We start from the raw sequence: 22,114 nt of genomic DNA, 5'->3' as shown, positions 1-22,114 counted from the left end.
AAGGCCCGAAGGTCCCCTCCTTTCCCCCGTAGGGCGTATGCGGTATTAGCAGTCGTTTCCAACTGTTATCCCCCACGACTGGGCAGATCCCTAGGCATTACTCACCCGTCCGCCGCTCGCCACCTCATGAGTAAACTCCCTTGTGCTGCCGCTCGACTTGCATGTGTTAGGCCTGCCGCCAGCGTTCAATCTGAGCCATGATCAAACTCTTCAATTAAAAGTTTTGTGAACCCTAAGGTTCGGCTCAATGAATTCTGATTTGTCGTTTCAACCCGAAAGTCAAAACAAACTGTACATATTGCTATGAACACTCATTCATTGATTTAAATTTTGATTACTCGCCAAACGGCAGAGTAATTTCGATTAACTCAACACCTGTGAGTGTCCACACAGATTTGCTTGATAAATTGTTAAAGAGCGTTGACCATCGCCTTATCGCAAGTGATTTCAGCGGGTCAGGGCTGCGTATTCTACGCATTCCCGTTTTTGCGTCAAGTAGTTTTTGCAACTTTCTTTTCGCTCATCGAGGAGTGAATCGCTCGATGAACTGGCACTTGAAACTGCGTATCGCTGTCTGCCGTGTCAGTGGATGCGCATTATAGGCAGCAGAACTTTTTACGCAAGGGCTTTTTTCGGTTTTTTTGATCTTTTTTCAATAGTTTCAGTTAGTCACAAAATACCCACTATTTATCCTCAAACTTATCCACAAAACAGATAAAAGCGGTTAATTTTAGTGCAGCAATACTGATTACGATTTATAGACGAAGGGTTTTATAGTCGGTAGAGAGTTAAAGCACCTATAAAGAAGCAGGCATGAAAAAGGCGACTATTTCAGTCGCCTTTTAAATTGAGTTTACGTGTTTATTAGCTTAGCTTGCCGTGGCACTGCTTATACTTACGGCCTGAGCCACAAGGACAAGGATCGTTACGGCCCACTTTATCGCCGTCGCGGATCATTGGCGTGTGGGCCATCATCTCGTCGCTACCATCATCCCCACCGACTAAGGCTTCGGCTGCTGCATGCTGATAGTCGCGTTGGATCTTGGCATCTTCTTCACGACGACGCGCTTCCATCTCTTCTACGTCTGACTGTGCTTGTACTTGTACCTTAGATAGCACGCTAATGACATCATGCTTTAAGGTCGACAGTAATTGTTGGAACAGTTCGAACGACTCGCGCTTATATTCTTGCTTTGGATTCTTCTGCGCGTAACCACGTAAGTGGATACCTTGGCGTAAGTGATCCATCGCCGCTAAGTGTTCTTTCCACAGACCATCGAGGGTTTGCAGCATGACAGCTTTTTCGAACTGGCGTAGTACTGGCGCACCGACCATTTCTTCTTTTGCTTTATACGCATCAGACCAAGAAGTGATGATACGCTCACGCAATGTTTCTTCGTGTAAGTCGTCTTCTTTATCTAGCCATTCTTGGATTGGCAGTTTCAGCATAAATCCTTGCTGTAAACGTTGCTCTAAACCAGGCACATCCCATAACTCTTCCACTGATTGTGGCGGAATGTATTGATCGATCACCGCACTGATCACATCGTCTTGGATGTTTTTGATGGTGTCTTCGATACTTTCGGCATCCATCAACTCGTTACGCTGTGCGTAAACCACTTGACGCTGGTCGTTTGCGACATCGTCAAATTCGAGCAGTTGCTTACGAATATCGAAGTTACGCGCTTCCACTTTACGCTGTGCGTTTTCAATCGCACGGGAAACCCATGGATGTTCAATAGCTTCGCCTTCTTCCATCCCCAGTTTCTTCATCATGCCTGAGACACGATCCGAGGCGAAGATGCGCATTAAGCTATCTTCCATAGAAAGGTAGAAACGTGAAGAACCCGCGTCACCTTGACGACCCGCACGACCACGTAACTGGTTGTCGATACGGCGAGATTCGTGGCGCTCAGTACCTAAAATATGTAAACCACCTGCGGCGACAACGGCATCGTGGCGCTCTTGCCAGTCGGCCTTGATTTTGGCTTTTTGCTCAGCAGTTGGATTCTCGAGGGCTTCGATTTCCATATTCCAGTTGCCGCCTAACACGATGTCGGTACCACGACCCGCCATGTTAGTAGCAATAGTCACAGCGCCAGTACGACCCGCTTGGGCAACAATTTCGGCTTCTTTTTCGTGGAACTTAGCGTTAAGCACTTGGTGCGGGATCTTCTCCTTCACCATTAAGCGCGCTAACAGTTCAGACTGTTCAATAGAGACGGTACCCACCAATACAGGTTGGCCACGTTCACGGCAATCTTTGATGTCTTTAATGATCGCTTGATATTTTTCATTAGCGGTGAGGTAAACCAGATCCGCCATATCCTTACGTACCATAGGACGGTTGGTCGGCACAACCACAGTATCTAGACCATAGATGTGCTGGAACTCAAACGCTTCGGTATCGGCCGTACCTGTCATACCCGCTAACTTCTCATATAAACGGAAGTAGTTTTGGAAGGTAATCGATGCCAGGGTTTGGTTTTCGTTTTGAATACGAACGCCTTCTTTGGCTTCAACGGCTTGATGTAAACCTTCAGACCAGCGACGACCTGGCATAGTTCGGCCAGTGTGTTCGTCAACGATGATCACTTCGCCATCTTGAACGATATAGTCAACGTCACGCTCAAACAGGGTATGCGCACGAAGCGCCGCATTCACATGGTGCAGCAGAGAAATGTTTGCCGCAGAGTAGAGTGAGTCGCCTTCGGCTAACATGCCGCGCTCAATCAACAGGTTCTCAACCTTCTCTTGCCCACGTTCGGTGAAGTGCACTTGTTTGGCTTTTTCATCGATGCTGTAGTCACCCTCACCCACATACTCTTCTGAGTCTTCTTTATCTTGACGGATAAGACTTGGGATTAAGGTATTGATCTTGATGTATAGCTCAGAGCTGTCTTCCGCAGCACCAGAGATAATCAGTGGCGTGCGAGCTTCGTCGATAAGGATTGAGTCGACTTCGTCGATCAGTGCATAGTGCAATGGACGTTGTACACGCTCTTGTGGCGAGAACGCCATGTTGTCACGTAGGTAATCGAAACCAAATTCGTTGTTGGTACCGTAGGTGATGTCGGCATTGTAGGCATCTTTCTTCGCCTGCTGGCCAAGACCTGCGACGTTAATGCCGACTGTTAAGCCTAAGAATTCGAACAGTGGGCGGTTATTCTCGGCGTCACGACGAGCCAAGTAATCGTTGACGGTAATAACGTGAACACCTTTACCCGTCAGCGCATTTAGGTATGCAGGCAAAGTTGCGGTCAGGGTTTTACCTTCACCGGTACGCATTTCAGCGATGCGGTTACTGTCGAGCACCATACCACCGAGTAACTGCACGTCGAAGTGACGCATTTCGAAAACACGCTTCGATGCTTCACGCACGGTCGCGAAGGCTTCCGCCATAATGCTCTCTAACGACGCTCCGGCCGCTAAACGCTCGCGAAACTCGGCGGTTTTCGCCTTAAGCTGTTCATCGGTTAATTTTTCATAATCGGCTTCAAGCGCATTAATCTTATTAACTACTTTTTGTAACCCTTTGAGGGTACGGTCGTTGCGACTACCAAATACTTTTGTCAGTAATTTACCAAACATCTGAATCACTTATTTTCTGTAGGCCAAGTCCATGATGGAAACTAGAAGCCAATGTTTCAATTAACCTGCCTTGCGGTAGACAAACTTCTGTGGATCTATCTGCTGTCCGCCACGCAACACTTCATAATGCACATGAGCCCCTGTTGAGCGCCCAGTGCTTCCCATACTGGCGATGGTTTCGCCTTTCGCGACCACATCACCTACAGCTACTGACAAAGCTTTATTATGACCATAGCGAGTACGTAAACCGTTACCATGATCGATTTCGACCAATTCGCCATAGCCAAACATATTCCCAGCCCAAGTCACCACGCCTGCAGCAGTCGCGACAACTTTAGCCCCTTCTCGACCGGTAAAATCGATCCCTTTATGCATGGTTCGACGACCGTTAAAAGGGTCATTACGTAATCCGTAGGGCGACGATAACCAACCTTTATCGAGTGGGAGCCCTGATACATAACGTTCAGCATCTATATGGTGGTTAGATGACACTGTTTCAAGTAGTGATAGTTGAACATTATTGTTGTCAATTCGTGACGCCAGTTTATCCATATCATCGATAAGCTGACCAAGTTCGATATTCGAGCCTAATTCGCTCAAGCCACCGACACCCACTTCAGAGGAAAAATCAAAGTCTTCATCCAATTTGTTTTGTTTAGCGACTTGTTGACCTAAGGCCTCGAGACGGGTGATTTTAGCTTGCATACGCGCAACATGGGTCGCCAGCATGGCTAGCTGTGACTCTGTGGCACTCTTTAATTCTAAGACTTGCTTCTTTTGTTGTTCGCGTTGGATACGATCGTTATCGACACTGGCTTGCTGGTTTTCAAATTTAGCAGAGTTGTGTTGATAAATACCGGCACCAGTCGCCAACAATAGCATGGGAAGGAGCAACCAGCGTTTACTGGGTTGCCAGCGCGTGACGCCATTCCGACCTTGAATAAATACTGTTACACTCATAGCCTAATTCAGCCATCTTATTATCATATGAAAAAGCCCCCTCAGGATCTCAGCCAATTACTACACCAGTCAGGCACATTGCCCGATATAGCTGAGAAAGCGGAACTACTTTTATATCTGGATCAGCACGTGAAGCAGATTGTCGCAGGTCCTGTTGCGGAGCAGCTGAAAGTCGCCAATTTCCGCCAGGGTGTTCTTGTGGTTGAAACCACTTCGGCAGCATGGGCTGCACGAATTAATTTCCAAAAGCCGAAACTACTAGCGCAGCTTCAAGCAGAAACGCTCCCAATCCTTACCGCAATTGAAGTTAAAGTCAACCCGAGATTAGCATTGTATGACGCAAAGCCGAAACAGGCGCACAAGCAACTCAGTCCAGCTGCGGCAGAACATATTGCTGCGCTTGCAGAAAATGTGAGCGGAACACTAGGTGAAAAACTAAAACGGCTGGCCACATTGGCCAGCCGTAATAAGTAAACATCAACCGCTATTAAGCGTAAACCGCGCCACCTGGCACAGTAAAGCTGACGGGAACATCGGCTTCTTTCTCAAAGCTCACCAGCTCCCACGCATCCTGCTGCGCCAATAAGGCTCGCACTAATTGGTTATTCAGTGCATGACCCGTTTTATAGGCAGTAAACTCACCAAGAATGGCGTGTCCTGCCACGTAGAGATCACCAAACGCATCTAAAATTTTGTGCTTAACGAACTCATCCTCATAACGCAGGCCGTCGGGGTTGAGGACGCGATATTCATCAAGTACAACCGCGTTTTCCATGCTGCCACCTAATGCTAGGTTGTTCGCACGCAGATACTCAATATCACGCATAAAACCAAAAGTACGGGCACGGCTAATGTCTTTAACAAAAGCAGAAGTAGAGAAGTCCATCACCACATGCTGTTGACTACGGGCAATTTCAGGGTGAGCAAAGTCAATTTTGAAGTTGACTCTAAAGCCTTTGAATGGCTTCAGCTCAGCCCACTTATCACCGTCTTCAACACGCACAGGGCGTTTAATCTTTAAGTACTTCTTAGGCGCAGCCTGCTCTTTGATACCCGCAGACTGAAGTAAGAAGACAAATGGGCTCGCACTACCATCCATAATTGGGATTTCAGGCGCGTCCACTTCGATTACGGCGTTATCAATGCCTAAACCCGCTAAGGCTGCAAATAAATGCTCAATAGTCGAAATACGAATACCTTCGTCATTGACAAGTGCCGTGCACATAGTGGTTTCGCGAACTTGTTCCGCCTTTGCTGGAATAGCAACGGCAGGATTCATGTCGGTACGCACGAGTACGATCCCTGTATTGACTGGTGCGGGCATAATGCTCAAGGTGACCTTATTCCCAGAGTGCAAACCGACTCCAGTAGCCTTCACCATTTTTTGAACAGTTCTTTGAAATATCATTCAGTTACCCGTTTAGATTTCTATAATTAAGCCTAATATTTGCACACGCAGCGGCGGCAAAACGACCACATAGGTGCTACATGGTAACATAAGTTGACCATGTCATACAAATGTAGTCATTGGGTGGTACAGCCTCGCAGAGCAAAGCACCACCCGACACGCTGGACTCAAATACCTGTTTTAGTCAGCTTGCTTACGCAAAAACGCTGGGATATCTAAGTAATCCAATTCATGTTTTGTTGAAGTTGCTGGCGCAGGAGCCGGTGCTGGCGATGCAGGTAACACGTTACCCTTTGGCGCCGCATAGCTCACATGAGTTGCTTCTTCGACATAGGCTTCTACTTTTGGTTCCACAACCACTGGCTCTGGACGTGGTGCTGGCTTAGAAACCAGTTGAATATCAGGACGCTTTTCAGCACCGATACCCGTTGCAACCACGGTAACACGCAGCTCGTCGCTCATTTCAGGGTCGATCACCGCACCCACAACTACAGTCGCGTTGTCAGAAGCGTAAGCTTTAACATGGTTACCCACGGTTTCGAATTCTTCGATGCTCATGTCCATACCTGCGGTAATGTTTACTAACACACCACGGGCACCGGCTAAGTCGATGTCTTCTAATAATGGGCTGGCAACTGCCGCTTCGGCCGCTTCTTCCGCACGGTCTTCACCACGCGCAACACCGGTACCCATCATGGCATTACCCATTTCAGACATCACAGTCTTCACGTCCGCAAAGTCGACGTTAATCAGACCTGGGCGAGTGATAAGCTCGGCAATACCTTGTACTGCGCCGAGTAACACGTTATTCGCTGCGGCAAACGCATCGAGTAATGACGTACCACGGCCCAATACTTTTAATAATTTTTCGTTAGGGATAGTGATTAACGAATCCACGTGCTTGGCCAGCTCGCTAATACCTTGCTCGGCATAAGCCATACGCTTCTTGCCTTCGAAAGGGAAAGGCTTAGTCACGACGGCAACCGTCAAGATGCCTTCTTCGCGAGCGATTTGAGCAACGACTGGCGCAGCACCTGTACCCGTACCACCGCCCATACCGGCTGCGATAAAGATCATGTCTGAGCCTTTGATCGCTGCACGAATGTTTTCGCGGTCTTCTTCCGCTGCGGCACGACCCACTTCTGGGTTGGCGCCAGCGCCAAGACCTTTAGTGACATCGCGGCCTAATTGAATCGTTGAGCCAGCGCCTGATTTACGTAGCGCCTGTGCGTCTGTGTTGGTAACGACAAACTCAACACCTTCAATGTTGTGTTTGACCATATGTTCGACAGCATTACCGCCGCCGCCGCCAACGCCGATGACTTTAATCACCGCGTCGTCTGAGTGAGTGTCCATGATCTCAAACATTGTCTGATCTCCGTGTTGCCTGCGTTATTAAAATTCACCCTTAAACCAGCTTTGGACCCGATTCCAAGCACTGGTAACCCCTTGACGCTCAGGACGCTCGAATTGACGCTCAAGCACCCGTCTTGCACCGTAATGAAGCAATCCAACCCCAGTGGAGTAAATAGACTGATCCACGTATTCGTATAACCCTTTAATCGGCAATGGTGAGGCGACGCGAACCGGCATCCCAAAGGTTGCCTCCGCGATGTCCACCACGCCTTGGATCGACGCTGTACCGCCTGTGAGCACGATACCTGCGGCGATTTGATCTTCTAAACCACTGTCTTTCAGCTCCTTGAGCACTAACTCAAACAGCTCTTGATATCTCGGCTCTACCACTTCGGCCAAAGTATGGCGCGACATGCTACGCGATGGGCGACCACCGACCGATGGCACTTCGATACTGTCTTCGCGGCTCACCATGGAGCTGCGCGCACAGGCGAACTGCACTTTAATTTGTTCAGCATGTGACGAAGGTGTGCGGAAAATCTTCGCGATATCATTGGTCACTTGGTTGCCCGCAACCGGCACAACCGCGCAATGGCGCAGCGCACCATTGGTGTACACTGCGATATCCGTCGTACCACCGCCGATATCGACGATACACACACCTAAGTCTTTTTCATCGAAGGTTAATACCGCATCCGCCGACGCAATGCCGGAAAACACTAAGTCATCGACCTTCAAGCCACAGCGTTCAACACTCTTAGTGATGTTCTTCGCCATATCATTGGCGCAGGTCACTATGTGTACCTTGGCTTCCATCCGCATGCCTGACATGCCGATAGGGCTGCGAATTCCGTCTTGTACGTCAATCGCGTATTCCTGCGGTAACACATGCAGAATGCGACGTTCCGTTGGGATCTTCACCGAGCGAGCGGTGTGGATCACGTTGTCGACGTCTTCCTGTGTCACTTCTTCATCGTTAATCGACACCATGCCATTTTCGTTTTGGCAGGCGATATGTTTACCGGAAATGCTCAGGTAAACCGATGATACTTGGCAGTCTGCCATTAATTCCGCTTGATCGAGCGCGCGTTGCACACTGCGCACGATGGAGTCTAAATCGTTAACGCCACCCTTATCCATGCCCCTTGAAGGGTGGTTACCAAGGCCGACTATGCTGATTTCGCCATCGGGCAGAACTTCGCCTATGATCACTGCGACTTTAGAGGTTCCTATGTCCAATCCGACGATCAGATTTCTATCTTGGTTTTTGGTCATTAATTATCGGCTCTCTTGTTTGTGCATCGCCCCAGCCTACGGCCAACCCTGTGTCGTAGCGCAAATCCACTCTGGCAATCGGTTTATCTTGTTTCGCCAGTAACGGATAAACAGTGATAAACCTTTGTATCCTTGCCATTTTATCTTCTCGACCTAGGTCTAAAACAATACCGTTACCCAGTGTCGCGTGCCACGCATGACGTGGCGTTAAACTCAAATTGGCCAAGGTAAAGCCATTAATCTTCAGTAGCGAGTTAACCTGCGCGTAGGCGGTTAACACTTCAGTCCCCATATCATCTGGCCCAGATAAATAAGGCAGATGCTCTAGCTCAGGATGCGATGGCGCTTCAAACACTTCACCATGCACATTGAGCCAAGCGGTACCATTCCAATGGGCGACCGGTTGTTGCTCCTGTAAATACACCCTGAGTTTCGCTGGCCATTCACGCCTCACTGACGCGCGATACACCCAAGGTAAAGCTTCTAACGCCTGTTGCACTAAGGTGATGTCTGCGCTGAAAAAACTCCGCTGCATTAAATCCTGTAGTGCAATTTGTATATCTCTATCTGTGGTGTAAGTCCGTTCACCTTTGATGGCCACTGCCTCAATGGGGAGCGTGCTGGCATCATTTAAAAACTTATGCAGTTGGTAGCCACCAAAGACAAAACTCCCAATGACTAACCATAAAAAACCAATTCCGCTCCACAGGTACCAATTAACCCGTGACATCCTCGCCCACCAGTGTCGCCTCTTATCACTCCAAGACACGTTTGTTTCCACCTTTCAACGACACTACTAAAAACCACAGAAAATCGGCCATTATATAGAGCTAAAGCCTCGGGTCAAAATTTCCTTTAAACCCGAGTTGTTCCGCAATACATCAAGGTTTTACCTCGGTTGTCGCGGCAGTGCTAAAGCCCAATTCAGAGGCGGCTAGCTGGCGCGACAGGGCGCCTATATTACCCGCACCTTGGGTCAACAATAAATCCCCCTCCTGCAACACATCGGGTAGCACTTCGGCTAACTGATCTGGGCTGGCGATAAAGATGGGATCTAACTGTCCGCGCAAGCGAATCGAGCGGCACAGTGCACGGCCATCGGCACCGGGGATCGGCGCTTCACCCGCGCTATACACCTCAAGTAACAACAAGCAATCCACTTGAGATAACACTTCAATAAAGTCTTCGTACAAGTCACGGGTACGAGTGTATCTGTGTGGCTGATAGGCCATGACTAAGCGTTTATCCGGCCAGCCTGCACGCGCCGCTTTAATGGTCGCCGCCACTTCGCTGGGGTGGTGACCATAGTCGTCCACTAACATCACTTCGCCCTTTGGCGTCGCGAACTTACCTAAGTGTTGGAAACGACGGCCAATACCCTGGAATTCAGCCAAGGCTTGAATGATGGCGCTATCATCGATTTCATCTTCTGTCGCCACGGCAATTGCCGCGAGCGCATTTAATACATTGTGCTGACCCGGTAGGTTAAGCAGCAGATCTAAATCTTCCTTGCCTTTACGTCTGACGGTAAAGCGGCATTGGTGACCCTGCTGATGGAAGTTCAGTGCCTGCACGTCGGCATCGTCACTGAAGCCATAGGTGATCATATGGCGACCAATACGCGGCATAATCTCACGCACCACTGCATCGTCGATACACACTACCGCCACGCCATAGAATGGCAGGTTATGTAAAAAGTCCACGAAGGTCGATTTGAGCTTTTCAAAATCCCCACCGTAGGTGTCCATGTGGTCGGCTTCAATATTCGTCACCACGCTGACCATAGGTTGCAGATGCAGGAAGCTCGCATCACTCTCGTCGGCTTCGGCGATAAGATAACGACTCGTGCCTAAGCGAGCATTAGTACCAGCACTGTTCAGCAGGCCACCAATCACAAAGGTCGGATCGCGACCCGCTTGACCATACAAACTGGCAATCAAACTAGTGGTCGTGGTTTTACCGTGAGTCCCCGCAATCGCCACACCATGGCGATAACGCATCAACTCGGCCAACATCTCGGCGCGGCGTACGATGGGAATACGCAATTCCTTCGCCGCAATAATCTCTGGGTTCTCAGGATTAATCGCAGTCGAGACCACCACCACATCGGCTTGCTGCACGTTATCGGCGCCATGGCCGATATGAATTTTCGCGCCCAGCAGGCAGAGTCTGTCAGTCACGGCGTTTTGCGCTATGTCTGAACCACTGACGACATAACCTTCATTTACTAATACTTCAGCAATCCCGCCCATGCCCGCGCCGCCAATGCCGACGAAATGAATACGCTTAATCCGGCGCATTTCGGGGATCATACTTCTTAGCTGTAAGTATCTTTCTGTCTTAGTCATACCTATCCTTTCTCGGCGAGAGCAATACACACTTGGGCCACCTGCTCGGTCGCATCCAGTACGGCAACATCTCTCGCTCTTTGGCCCATTTGGGCTAATTCTGCTCTGTCATTGGCGAGTAACTGTAATTTACTCACCAGCTTATTCACGTCCAAAATGGCCTGCGGCAATAGGAAAGCGGCGCCAGCCTCAACCAATACTTGGGCGTTACGGGTCTGATGATCATCCACGGCATGGGGATAAGGCACCAGAATACTCGGTAGTCCCACCGCCGCTAACTCGGATACCGTCAGCGCGCCGGCACGGCACAATACCACATCCGCCCAGCGATAGGCGGCTTCCATGTCATCAATAAATTCGGCAACGTTAACGCCGCCCTCTTGTCCTTGCTGTTGATAAGCCGACTTAACGCCCGTCAGATTATCCTTACCCACTTGATGCCAAACCGTAATCGACTGCTGCTTACTCAGCGCGGCCACCACTTCAGGCATTAAGTCGTTAAAAACTTTGGCGCCTAAACTGCCGCCCACCACTAAGACTTTTAAAGCATCATCCGCGGCTTGCTTAGGCTCGGCACCTAAAGCTATAAGCTCGCGACGAATAGGGTTACCCACCACCTTGGCCTTCTCCTGAGTGAAGGTATTTTTAAAGGCGCACAGTACTTGATTCGCAATTCGCGAGAGTAACTTGTTGGTCATTCCCGGAATGGCGTTTTGCTCATGCAGCACTAAGGGCACGCCAGCCAATTTCGCCGCCACACCGCCCGGGCCGCTGGCAAATCCGCCCATGCCCAGCACCACATCGGGCTTGAACTCGGCAATCACGGCCTTGGCTTGTAGAATCGAGCGCACTACTTTAAAAGGCGCCGCTAATTTACGCACTAAACCATTGCCACGCACGCCCTTGATATCGATAAAATCGATATCGAAGCCATACTGAGGCACTAAACGCGCCTCCATACGGTCGGCGGTGCCTAACCAACGCACTTGCCAACCTTGCTGCGCTAAATATTTTGCCACCGCGAGCGCCGGGAACACATGTCCGCCCGTGCCGCCTGCCATGACTAAAATACGTTTACCCGCGTCGGTCATTACTTCAATCTCCCTTGCACGGCCTGAACTAAACTCATGCGCCGCTCATAATCGATGCGCAGCAATGTCATTGCCGCCGCCGTCATGACCCATAGACTACTACCGCCGTAACTTACAAAGGGCAGTGTTAACCCTTTAGTTGGTAACATACCAATGCTTGCGCCCACATTAACGACGGTCTGGAAACAGATCCAAATCCCGATGGCATAGGCCAGATAACCTTCGAAGGCTTTGTCCATCGCCAGACATAAATTGCCGAGGCGAATGGCCCTCAATGCCACAAACAGCAGCACGGATAACACAGCGATAATGCCGATAAAACCTAACTCTTCACCGATCACGGCAAAGATAAAGTCGGTATGTGCCTCAGGGAGGTACTCCAACTTTTGAATACTGTTACCTAGGCCCTGGCCAAACCAATCACCCCGACCATAGGCCATTAGCGATTGCGTTAACTGATAGCCACTGCCGAACGGATCCTGCCAAGGGTCTAAAAACGAGGTCACCCGGCGCATACGGTAAGGCTCGAGCAGAACCAGCGCCACGAATGCCAACACCCCGGCAAAAATCAGCGCGAAGAAGTCCAGCAGACGCGCCCCCGCGAGGAACAACAGCCCCACAGTACCGACGAATAACACCACCACGGTACCTAAGTCGGGCTGCATCAAAATCAAAATCGCGTAGATCGCAAATACCGCAATCGGCTTATAGAAGCCCTTCGCATTTTCACGCACTTCCTGATGCCGACGTACCAGATAACCCGCCATATACACAGAGAACGCAAACTTAGCGACCTCGGCCACCTGAATACGAATGGGACCTATGGATAACCAACGGGTCGCACCGTTTACAGTGGTACCGACAACCAGCACCGCCAGCAACATCAAAAATACGCCTAGCAACATGATGGGGCTCATCCGCTGCCAAGTTTGCATCTCGACCCTCAGCACAAAAGCAGCAATCACTAAGCATCCCAACAGATAGCCCACATGGCGGGTCATAAAGTGGAAGGGATTACCCGTCAGCGTTTGCGCCTCAGGCATAGAGGCCGACATTACCATGACAAAACCAAAGCCAATTAAAGACAGCACGGCCGTGAGCAAAGCCCGGTCGTACAATTGCACGCCCGGCACCTCGTTATCACGTTGCCAGTTAGGCAGTGCGTTCAGCACTCGCCCAAACAGGCTGAGCTGTCTTGCATCACTCGCCATCGAGTTGCTCCACTTGGCTTCTAAAATCATCCCCACGAGCCATAAAGTTGCTGTACATATCTAGGCTCGCACAGGCTGGCGATAGGAGTACGATATCGCCCGAAGTGGCTAACTCGGCGGCCTTAGCCACTGCAGCAGCCATAGAGTCCACCTTGATGGCCCCTTCCTTCAATGCGGCAATCTTATTACCATCGCGGCCTAAGGTGATGAGGTGTGTCACTTTCGTTAACGGTTCGACCAACGGACTGAAATCCGCGCCCTTACCATCACCACCGGCAATTAAAATAATGTCACCTAAGTGATCGCTTAACCCATCGAGCGCCGCGACTGTGGCGCCAACATTGGTCGCCTTAGAGTCGTTCACATAGGTCACGCCCGCTTTCACACCGACCACTTCACAGCGATGAGAAAGGCCAGTAAAGGTACGAGCCACTTTAGCCATGACTTGCTTATCGACGCCCACGGCATACACCAGCGCCATAGCAGCGAGTAAGTTGGCATGGTTATGACTACCAATCAGCGATACTTCGGTGATCGGCATAATTTCACTGTGACCGTGGTAAATCTTGCTATCACAAATGCCCCACTCGTCGCCCTCTGGCGGCGCTAAACCAAAGCTGTTTTGGTTCATCGGCTCAGTCGGGATAGTCAGCGCATCATCACGGTTAAAGATGATGGAGCGGCTTTGATGGTACAGACGCAACTTGGCCTTGCGATAGGCATCCATATCGCTGTATCTGTCCATATGATCTTCGGTCACGTTCAAACAGGTCGACGCCACGCAGTTTAAACTGTGGGTGGTTTCGAGCTGGAAGCTCGACAGCTCAAGCACAAAAATATCGGCATTTTCCGTCAGCAGATCGAGCGCCGGAATGCCAATGTTGCCCCCCACGGCCACTGCCATGCCGGCTTCACGCAGCATCTCACCCACTAAGGTGGTGACGGTCGACTTGCCGTTTGAGCCAGTAATTCCAATCACACAAGGTTTACGGTCGGCAATCTCACGGGCAAATAGCTCCACATCGCCAATGACTTCAATCCCCATATCCAGTGCAGCGCGCACCTCGGGTGTATCAATCGCAATGCCAGGGCTGATAATGATTTGCGTCGCTTGCACTAAGTAACGGCAATCGAATCCGCCGGCAATCAGCTGCACCTCAGGGAATGCGCTGGCAAGGGTGTCCGCACCGGGAGGTTGGCGACGGCTATCCATCACTAAGGGCGTAATGCCTTTTCCACACAAATAGCGCACTACCGAGAGCCCGGTGGCACCCAAACCTAACACTATGTGTGAATACTGACTTTGCATGAGCGATTACCTTAACTTCAACGTGGCTAAGCCGAGTAACACTAAGAAAATCGAGATAATCCAAAAGCGGACAATCACGCGTGGTTCAGGCCAACCTTTTAACTCATAGTGATGATGGATAGGCGCCATGCGGAAAATGCGCTGGCCACGTAACTTGTAAGAACCAACCTGCAGGATCACAGACACAGTTTCCATCACAAACACACCGCCCATAATCACTAATAGGATCTCTTGGCGAACCAGTACCGCAATCGCGCCTAAGGCTGCCCCTAAAGACAGCGAGCCCACATCGCCCATGAAGACCTGTGCTGGATAAGTGTTAAACCATAAAAAGCCTAAGCCTGCGCCCACAATCGCAGTACAGACGATCACTAACTCACCCGAACCGGGTAAATGCGGAATGTGCAGGTAATTAGCAAACTGAGCATGGCCAGACAGATAAGCAATCAAGGCGAATGCCGCGGCCACCATCACAGTTGGCATAATCGCCAAACCGTCGAGGCCATCGGTTAGGTTTACCGCGTTGCTCGAGCCAACAATAGTGAAATACGCCAATACGATAAACACAGCGCCAAGCTGTGGCATCACGTCCTTAAAGAAAGGCACGACTAACTGGGTTTCCCCTGGGTTAGACGCTGTGGTGTAGAGGAAAAAAGCAATGATCAACGCCGCTAAGGATTGCAGAATATACTTCCAACGCGCGATCAGTCCCTTAGTATCTTTGCGCACGACTTTGCGGTAATCATCAATAAAACCGATCATGCCGAAGCTGCCCAATACAAACAGCATCACCCACACATAACGGCTACCGAGATCGCCCCACAACAGTACACTGATAAAGATGGCGCCTAAAATCATCAGGCCGCCCATAGTCGGCGTACCGCGTTTACTGAAATGCGACTCTGGCCCGTCGTTACGCACAACTTGGCCAATCTGCATTAATTGCAAACGCTCAATCAGTTTAGGACCCCACCATAAACTAAACATTAATGCGGTTAACAAGCCTAAAATGGCTCGAAATGTCACATAGGAAAATACGTTAAACCCAGTATGAAAACGGGTTAAATACTCGGCCAGATACACCAGCATCTACACTAACTCCCCACGCCCGAAGGCTACTGTTAGGCCATCCACGACCCGCTCCATTGCGGCACTACGTGAACCTTTAACTAAAACCGTCACCTGTCCCGGCAACTGGTTGATGTGTTTTATGAGTTTTTCTACTAACGTCGCCACACTGTCATGGTGCTCCGCCCCGAAAGCTTGGCTAGTGTGCTGAGTTAAGGTACCGGTACAGAACAGAGCATCGATTCCCTGTTGCTTAGCCAGTTGTCCCAATTCAGCGTGTAAAAGGGGCGCATTGTCGCCTAATTCGCCCAAATCTCCCAGTACCAAACAGCGATTTTCAGAAATTTCCTTTAACCAAGCGATAGCCGCCCCCACTGACACGGGATTGGCATTATAGCTATCATCGATTAAGCGAACACGTCCTAATTGAGTGGGTTGCATACGCCCCTTTACAGGGGTCAACTGGCTCAAGCCCTCGGCGATTTCCTTCAGGCTCAATCCTAAAGCAATACAAACACTTGCCGCAGCTAGTGCGTTGCTAACCTGGTGACGACCCGCGAGGGGCAGAGTCACTTCGCAGGACTCTCCCGCGTAATTGAGGATAAAGCGATAGCAACCTTCGCTATTGGCTTTGTGGCCAGTGGCAATCACATCGATTTGACGTTTAGCCGCGCCCTCCTGTTGGGAGAAGCTTAACTGCTTATATTGTTTCGCTTTCACCCGCATCACATCGGCAAAGGCATCATCGGCATTGATAATCGCCGTGCCACCGGGTTGCAGATGGTTGTAGATTTCCGATTTGGCTTGGGCGACACCCGCCTGTGAACCAAAGCCTTCTAAGTGGGCGCTGCCAACGTTATTGACTAAGGCTACGTGAGGACGCACCAAACTCGAGGTGTAATCAATCTCACCTTTATGGTTAGCGCCAAGCTCAAACACCCCGTACTTATCCTCAGGCGTTAAACGCAGCAAAGTGAGTGGCACACCGATTTCATTATTAAAATTGCCAGCGGTGTAAAGCACTTGATGCTTCGCCGATAAAATTGTGGCGATCATTTCTTTCACGCTGGTTTTGCCATTGGAGCCGGTTAAGGCCACACAAATGGGATCCACGTGGTCACGTACATAAGCGCCAATCGCGCCCATGGCCTTTTGGCAATCGGCAACAATAAGCTGTGGCACATCGAAGGCCAATAGACGTTCGACCATTAGTGCAACGGCACCATTTTCAATTGCCGTGGCCGCAAAATCATGGCCATCGAAACGCTCGCCCTTTAAGGCGACAAACAGGGTCGCAGGGCCGATTTTACGGCTATCGCTGCTTAATGCTTGGATGGTGACATCGTCACCGACTCGATGCGCACTTAAGTGTTGGCTTAGTGCCTCGAGGGAAATTGGGATCATTGGCTTTGCTCCGATAACTGACGTGCCAGGGCGCGTTCATCATAGTCATGACGCACACCTGCCGCCTCTTGGTAAGTTTCATGGCCTTTGCCCGCAAGCAGAATCACATCCCCAGGTTTAGCCTGCGCGACGACGTGTTTAATCGCAGCCACACGGTCAACCTCGGTCAGCGCACGCTCTGGGTGAGTCAGCCCTTGGATAATATCGGTAATAATTTGGTTAGGATCTTCGCTACGGGCATTATCGCTAGTCACCATAATGCGATCGGCAAATTGCTCAGCCGCTTGTCCCATCAGCGGACGTTTGCCCTTATCACGGTCGCCGCCACAGCCAAACACGCACCACAACTCGCCCGCGCAGTGACGACGCAGGGCATTAAGCGCCTGCTCAATCGCATCCGGGGTGTGAGCATAATCGACGACTAAGGTGATGTTGTCCGCGGTGGTGAAACGTTCCATGCGGCCAGCCACGGGCACTAAATAAGGCACTTTGGCGGCCAGCGCACGCATATCCATGCCCTGTAAATACAAGGCTGATAAAGCAGCGAGTAAATTCGAGAGGTTAAAGGCGCCTAATAAAGGGGAGCGAATGTCGATTTCGCCCTCTGGCCAGACTAATGTCGCCTGCACGCCTTGGTAGTTAAATTGGGCATTCTTAGTGTAAAACGCCGCCTCGGTATGCGCTTCAATGCTAAAGCCCCACATCTTCGCTGGGACATTTGCCAGCTCGGATAACCAAGCGGCGCCAACGGGATCATCGAGATTCACTAAGCCGTGACGCAGGGCGTCGAAACGAAACAGCATTTGCTTGGCCGCGGCATAGTTTTCCATATCGCCGTGGTAGTCCAAGTGATCACGTGTCAGGTTAGTGAATACCGCCACATCGAAGGGCACTGCATCGACTCGACCTTGCACTAAACCATGACTTGAGACTTCCATCGCACAGGTATTAACGCCTTTGTCTGCAAACTCATGTAGTTGACGCATCAGGGTAATGGCATCGGCGGTCGTATTACCGCTATCGACTAACTCGCCCCAGAGGCCATTGCCGAGCGTGCCCATCACCGCCGCTTTACCCTCAAGTAGCGTCACTAATTGCGCGCAGAGCTGACTGGTCGAGGTTTTGCCGTTGGTTCCTGTAATTCCCACAATGCCCATAGACTGGCCCTGGACAACGGGATAGCGCACTGCGGCGACCGCAGACACTTGCTTAGCTAACTGATAAAAATAAATCTGCACGCCTTGCTCAGTCGCAATAACTTTGCCCTGCTCTTCAATGCTATCCGTATGCACTAATACCGCAGTCGCACCTTGAGCTAAGGCCTTATCGATAAATTGACGACCATCGACCTTATGGCCTGGCAGCGCTAAAAACACATCGCCGCGACGTATTGCGCGGCTATCTAAAGTCAAATCTAAGAAGGTTTGTTCGCCCGCGTAGGGGAACCAAGGCGCTAATAGCTCCCTTAACAACATCATTCAGTTCTCCCGGCGAGTCCCGCCAATTGCACCTGTTCTTTATCGGAAATGGGTTCGACATTTAACATTTGCAGTGCGCCTGACATCACCTTCGCGAATGCCGGCCCTGCCACTGAACCACCATAATAGAGATCGCCTTTCGGCTCGTTCACCACGACAACAATCGCGAGTTTGGGATTATTCACCGGCGCGACGCCAGCAAATAACGCAACATAATCATCACCATAACCGCCAGCTACCGCCTTACGGCTGGTGCCCGATTTACCCGCGACGGGATAGCCATCGATATGCGCAAGCGTACCTGTGCCGCCTTTTTCGGTCACACCTACCATCATTTGCAGCACATCGTGAGCGACCTCTTGTGAGATCACGCGCTCACCTTCAGGCGGCTTTTTCAGTTTTAAAATCGATACTGGATATAGCGTGCCGCCATTACCTAAAGTGGCATACATCCGCGCCAGTTGCAGCGTGGTGGCCGTTAGGCCGTAGCCGAAAGATAAGGTCGCGCGCTCGAAATCAGACCAACGGTGGCGGTCTTGGATCAAACCCGCGCTTTCACCCGTGAGGTTAATCCCCGAGAAGCTGCCTAAGCCCATGGATTGATAGGTGCCTAATAACTGCTGCACTGGAATCGACAGGGCGAGTTTACTGATCCCCACGTTACTGGATTTCGCCAGAATACGTGCCAGCGTCATATCGCCATAGTTAGTTGCATCACGTACTTGGCGGCCACCTAAACGCATCCAGCCAGGTGAAGTCGGGATCACATCGGTCGACTTAACCGTGCCCGCTTCTAACGCCGCAGCAACCACAAAAGGTTTAATGGTCGAGCCTGGCTCAAAGGTATCCGTCATGGCGCGGTTACGCATTCTGAAGGTTTGCAGATTGTCGCGCGAATTAGGGTTGTAGGATGGCGTATTCACCATAGCCAACACTTCACCCGTGTGGATATCGAGCACCACAATCGAGCCAGAGGTCGCTTGGTTCATCTCAGTGGTGCGCTTTAGTTCACGGTAGGCAAGTTGTTGAATACGCTGGTCGATACTCAGCACAAGATCATTTGGACTCTCGCCTTCCTGAACGATATCGAGACGCTCAACCACATGACCATCGCGGGATTTACGCACTTTTTGTTTAGATGGTGTACCTGTAAGCCAACTGTTGTAGGCGTTTTCGACCCCTTCAATACCGACATCGTCGATATTGGTAATACCGATAAGCTGGGCGGTGATCTCACCACCGGGATAGTAGCGGCGGGACTCGGACTTTAAAAACACCCCTGGCAATTTAAGCTGAGTGATGTAGTCTGCCACCGCAGGCGTGACTTGGCGTTTAAGGTAGGTAAAACGTTTGGTTGGATTACTGCGCACCTTTTCGAGCACATCTTCCACGGGTTCGTGCAATACGTCCGCCAGCGCTTGCCAGCGGCGCATATCGGTAAAACCATTGTTATCATTGACTTGTTTAGGGTCGGCCCACACGGCTCGCACTGGCACACTCACTGCCAGCATATCACCGTTACGGTCGGTGATTAAGCCACGCTGCACCTCACGACTAGTGGTACGCAAGGTACGCATGTCGCTCTCGTGACGCAGCTTATCGGGCTCGATAATTTGGATATAAGCAGCACGACCCACAAGGCTCGAAAACATCGCAAATACAAAGCCTACCACGACGTATAAACGCCAGTGGATCAGTTGTGGCTTTTGCTTTTTGCTGGCCTGTTTGGTTTTTGCTTGCCTAGTCATATCTTCCCTATGTTCACGGCACCTTTACCACAACTTCTTCGCTGGGTAAGGGTCGACTCATGTTGAGATCCTTTGATGCAATCCGCGTGATCCGGCTGTGCTCGGTCTGGGATTGCTCTTCCAATAATAAATTGCGCCACTCGATATCTAATCTGTCACGCTCCTGCAGTAGCTGATCCCATTGGGTGGTGAGCTTACGGCTCACATGGCTGGTATACACCACAGCCACAGCATTACTGAGCACGAGCAGTGCGAGTAACAAGATCCATTTGTGTTGCCACAGGTCGTTTAACACAATCCGTGGCAGATTTAATGAGGGCTTACTCACTTTGTTTGCCCTCTAGTAATCTAATCGCTCGGCAATGCGTAACACTGAGCTGCGCGCTCTGGCATTGCGTTCAATTTCCTCATCGGAAGGCATAATCGCCTTACCTATGGCGCGCAATTTACGCGACTTGTTAATTTGATCTTCGGTGATTGGCAGGCCGTGGGGCACGCTCTCACCTTGGCTATGGCGACGAATAAAACGTTTTACGATGCGATCTTCCAGAGAGTGGAAGCTGATAATCGATAAACGTCCCTGTGGTGCGAGTACAGTTAATGCACCTTCAAGCGCTTGATCAATTTGATCTAATTCACTGTTGATATAGATACGGATCGCCTGAAACACCCGGGTTGCAGGGTGTTTGTTACGCTCTTTATTTTTAGTGATCCGCGCAATCAAATCGGCTAAATCTTTGGTACGTAAAAACGGGGTTTTATCGCGGTCAGCCGCAATACAACGGGCAATATGGCGAGCATTTTTCTCTTCGCCATAGGTTTTAAATACCCACGCCATATCTTCAATTTCGGCGCGCGCTAACCACTGGGCCGCCGTTTCGCCTTGGCTGTTATCCATGCGCATATCGAGCGGGCCATCACGCAAAAAGCTAAAACCACGTTCGGCATCATCGAGCTGCGGTGAAGACACACCTAAGTCGAGTAACACGCCATCAATCTTGCCAACGAGACCAAGCTCTTCGACGTAATCGGCTAGCTGGCCAAAACCACCATGTACGATTTGAAAACGGGGATCATCGGCGAATTGTTTTGCAGCTTCAATGGCCTGAGGGTCACGATCGATCGCAATCAGACGTCCGTTTTCACCCAGTCTTTGCAGTACTTGTCTTGAATGACCACCGCGGCCGAACGTGCCATCGATATAGATGCCATCGTCTTTGATGTTCAAACCGCCGACCGTTTCTTCGAGCAGAACGGATAAATGGGCAAATTCTTGACTCATTACTCTCTTCTTATTTAGTTATGCGACTCGTTAGAGTGAAAAATCCGCCAGACGCTCGTTATTCGCGAGCTCCTCGCTTCGAATCGTTTCCTGACACTCATCAATTTGCTGCAGCCAAGCTTGCTCATCCCACAGCTCAAACTTGTTTAACTGTCCCACCAGCATGATGCGCTTATCTAAATTGGCGTATTGCCTTAGCGGCGGTGGCAGTAATATGCGCCCGTTGCCATCGAGTTCGACCTCATGGGCATAACCCAGCAACATGCGCTTAAGGGATCGTTGGGTTTTGTCGGTATCTGAAAGCTTGAGTAACTTAGCTTCGATCAATTCCCACTCGTGGATGGGATAAAGGAGTAAACAAGCAGATTGAATATCGACTGTGATGACGATGCGGCCTTGGTGCTCTAGCTGCAAAGGTTCGCGGTATCGCACTGGAATAGCGATCCGTCCCTTTGTATCTAAGTTGATAGCACTGGCTCCACGAAACACGCTAATTCATCCTATCCTTTGATTTTTGATCCACAAATATCCACTATTTCCCACAAATGCTAAGTTTAGGGATAGTAGACAAGCATTGTCAAGGGA

The 22,114-nt window shown here is 50.3% G+C and carries 18 protein-coding genes and 1 rRNA gene; 1 reads left to right on the top strand and 18 read right to left on the bottom strand.

Going from position 1 to position 22,114, the window contains the following annotated elements:
* From B5P39_RS16685 to B5P39_RS16675, 3 genes are all read right to left on the bottom strand, one after another.
* A 16S ribosomal RNA gene (locus B5P39_RS16685) occupies nucleotides 1–217 on the bottom strand; the annotation flags it as partial.
* A 647-nt stretch (nucleotides 218–864) separates the two neighbouring features.
* Complete coding sequence (gene secA / locus B5P39_RS16680; RefSeq protein ID WP_088212328.1) at nucleotides 865–3,591, bottom strand: preprotein translocase subunit SecA; 2,727 nt, start codon at nucleotides 3,589–3,591, stop codon at nucleotides 865–867.
* Nucleotides 3,592–3,651: 60 nt separating this feature from the next.
* On the bottom strand, nucleotides 3,652–4,551 hold the full coding sequence (locus B5P39_RS16675) for a M23 family metallopeptidase (protein WP_011624932.1): 900 nt from the start codon (nucleotides 4,549–4,551) through the stop codon (nucleotides 3,652–3,654).
* A 27-nt stretch (nucleotides 4,552–4,578) separates the two neighbouring features.
* Here B5P39_RS16675 and B5P39_RS16670 point away from each other — a divergent pair, with 27 nt between their 5' ends.
* Nucleotides 4,579–5,025 carry a DUF721 domain-containing protein gene (locus B5P39_RS16670; protein ID WP_011718492.1) on the top strand — a complete coding sequence of 149 codons (447 nt, stop codon included), beginning with the start codon at nucleotides 4,579–4,581 and terminating at the stop codon, nucleotides 5,023–5,025.
* Between the two features lie 13 nt (nucleotides 5,026–5,038).
* Here the strand turns inward: B5P39_RS16670 and lpxC are convergent, their stop codons facing one another.
* The 15 genes from lpxC to mraZ all read right to left on the bottom strand — a co-directional run bounded on the left by lpxC (nucleotide 5,039) and on the right by mraZ (nucleotide 22,018).
* On the bottom strand, nucleotides 5,039–5,959 hold the full coding sequence (lpxC, locus tag B5P39_RS16665; RefSeq protein WP_011624293.1) for a UDP-3-O-acyl-N-acetylglucosamine deacetylase: 921 nt from the start codon (nucleotides 5,957–5,959) through the stop codon (nucleotides 5,039–5,041).
* Between the two features lie 180 nt (nucleotides 5,960–6,139).
* Nucleotides 6,140–7,327: a cell division protein FtsZ gene (gene ftsZ, locus B5P39_RS16660; RefSeq protein WP_088212327.1), complete on the bottom strand. Its 1,188-nt coding sequence runs from the start codon at nucleotides 7,325–7,327 to the stop codon at nucleotides 6,140–6,142.
* 27 nt (nucleotides 7,328–7,354) lie between these two features.
* A complete protein-coding gene (gene ftsA, locus B5P39_RS16655) occupies nucleotides 7,355–8,590 on the bottom strand; it encodes a cell division protein FtsA (protein ID WP_011718494.1) in 1,236 nt (411 codons plus the stop codon).
* Nucleotides 8,571–9,320 (bottom strand): cell division protein FtsQ/DivIB, encoded by a 750-nt coding sequence (locus B5P39_RS16650; RefSeq protein ID WP_011718495.1) that lies wholly within the window; start codon nucleotides 9,318–9,320, stop codon nucleotides 8,571–8,573. The genes ftsA and B5P39_RS16650 overlap by 20 nt, the downstream gene beginning before the upstream one ends.
* Nucleotides 9,321–9,471: 151 nt before the next feature.
* On the bottom strand, nucleotides 9,472–10,938 hold the full coding sequence (gene murC / locus B5P39_RS16645; RefSeq protein ID WP_011624929.1) for a UDP-N-acetylmuramate--L-alanine ligase: 1,467 nt from the start codon (nucleotides 10,936–10,938) through the stop codon (nucleotides 9,472–9,474).
* A 2-nt stretch (nucleotides 10,939–10,940) separates the two neighbouring features.
* Nucleotides 10,941–12,029 (bottom strand): undecaprenyldiphospho-muramoylpentapeptide beta-N-acetylglucosaminyltransferase, encoded by a 1,089-nt coding sequence (gene murG / locus B5P39_RS16640; RefSeq protein WP_088212326.1) that lies wholly within the window; start codon nucleotides 12,027–12,029, stop codon nucleotides 10,941–10,943.
* Nucleotides 12,029–13,240: a cell division protein FtsW gene (gene ftsW / locus B5P39_RS16635; protein ID WP_011624927.1), complete on the bottom strand. Its 1,212-nt coding sequence runs from the start codon at nucleotides 13,238–13,240 to the stop codon at nucleotides 12,029–12,031. Before ftsW ends, murG begins: the two co-directional genes overlap by 1 nt.
* Nucleotides 13,230–14,549 (bottom strand): UDP-N-acetylmuramoyl-L-alanine--D-glutamate ligase, encoded by a 1,320-nt coding sequence (gene murD / locus B5P39_RS16630; protein ID WP_088212325.1) that lies wholly within the window; start codon nucleotides 14,547–14,549, stop codon nucleotides 13,230–13,232. The genes ftsW and murD overlap by 11 nt, the downstream gene beginning before the upstream one ends.
* Nucleotides 14,550–14,555: 6 nt before the next feature.
* A complete protein-coding gene (mraY, locus tag B5P39_RS16625) occupies nucleotides 14,556–15,638 on the bottom strand; it encodes a phospho-N-acetylmuramoyl-pentapeptide-transferase (RefSeq protein WP_011624300.1) in 1,083 nt (360 codons plus the stop codon).
* Nucleotides 15,639–17,021, bottom strand: a complete 1,383-nt coding sequence (locus B5P39_RS16620) for a UDP-N-acetylmuramoyl-tripeptide--D-alanyl-D-alanine ligase (RefSeq protein ID WP_088212324.1) — start codon at nucleotides 17,019–17,021, stop codon at nucleotides 15,639–15,641.
* A complete protein-coding gene (gene murE, locus B5P39_RS16615) occupies nucleotides 17,018–18,499 on the bottom strand; it encodes a UDP-N-acetylmuramoyl-L-alanyl-D-glutamate--2,6-diaminopimelate ligase (RefSeq protein ID WP_088212323.1) in 1,482 nt (493 codons plus the stop codon). The genes B5P39_RS16620 and murE overlap by 4 nt, the downstream gene beginning before the upstream one ends.
* A complete protein-coding gene (locus B5P39_RS16610) occupies nucleotides 18,496–20,247 on the bottom strand; it encodes a peptidoglycan glycosyltransferase FtsI (protein WP_011624303.1) in 1,752 nt (583 codons plus the stop codon). The genes murE and B5P39_RS16610 overlap by 4 nt, the downstream gene beginning before the upstream one ends.
* 13 nt (nucleotides 20,248–20,260) lie before the next feature.
* A complete protein-coding gene (gene ftsL / locus B5P39_RS16605; RefSeq protein WP_011624304.1) occupies nucleotides 20,261–20,575 on the bottom strand; it encodes a cell division protein FtsL in 315 nt (104 codons plus the stop codon).
* Between the two features lie 12 nt (nucleotides 20,576–20,587).
* On the bottom strand, nucleotides 20,588–21,529 hold the full coding sequence (rsmH, locus tag B5P39_RS16600; RefSeq protein WP_011624305.1) for a 16S rRNA (cytosine(1402)-N(4))-methyltransferase RsmH: 942 nt from the start codon (nucleotides 21,527–21,529) through the stop codon (nucleotides 20,588–20,590).
* Between the two features lie 30 nt (nucleotides 21,530–21,559).
* Nucleotides 21,560–22,018: a division/cell wall cluster transcriptional repressor MraZ gene (gene mraZ, locus B5P39_RS16595; RefSeq protein WP_011624306.1), complete on the bottom strand. Its 459-nt coding sequence runs from the start codon at nucleotides 22,016–22,018 to the stop codon at nucleotides 21,560–21,562.
* Between the last annotated feature and the right edge of the window lie 96 nt (nucleotides 22,019–22,114).

The organism is Shewanella sp. Shew256, from assembly GCF_002196695.1.
GTDB lineage: Bacteria > Pseudomonadota > Gammaproteobacteria > Enterobacterales > Shewanellaceae > Shewanella > Shewanella mangrovisoli.
The sequence above is the reverse complement of the archived record's forward strand: the minus strand, read 5'-3'. Positions and strand labels throughout refer to the sequence as shown.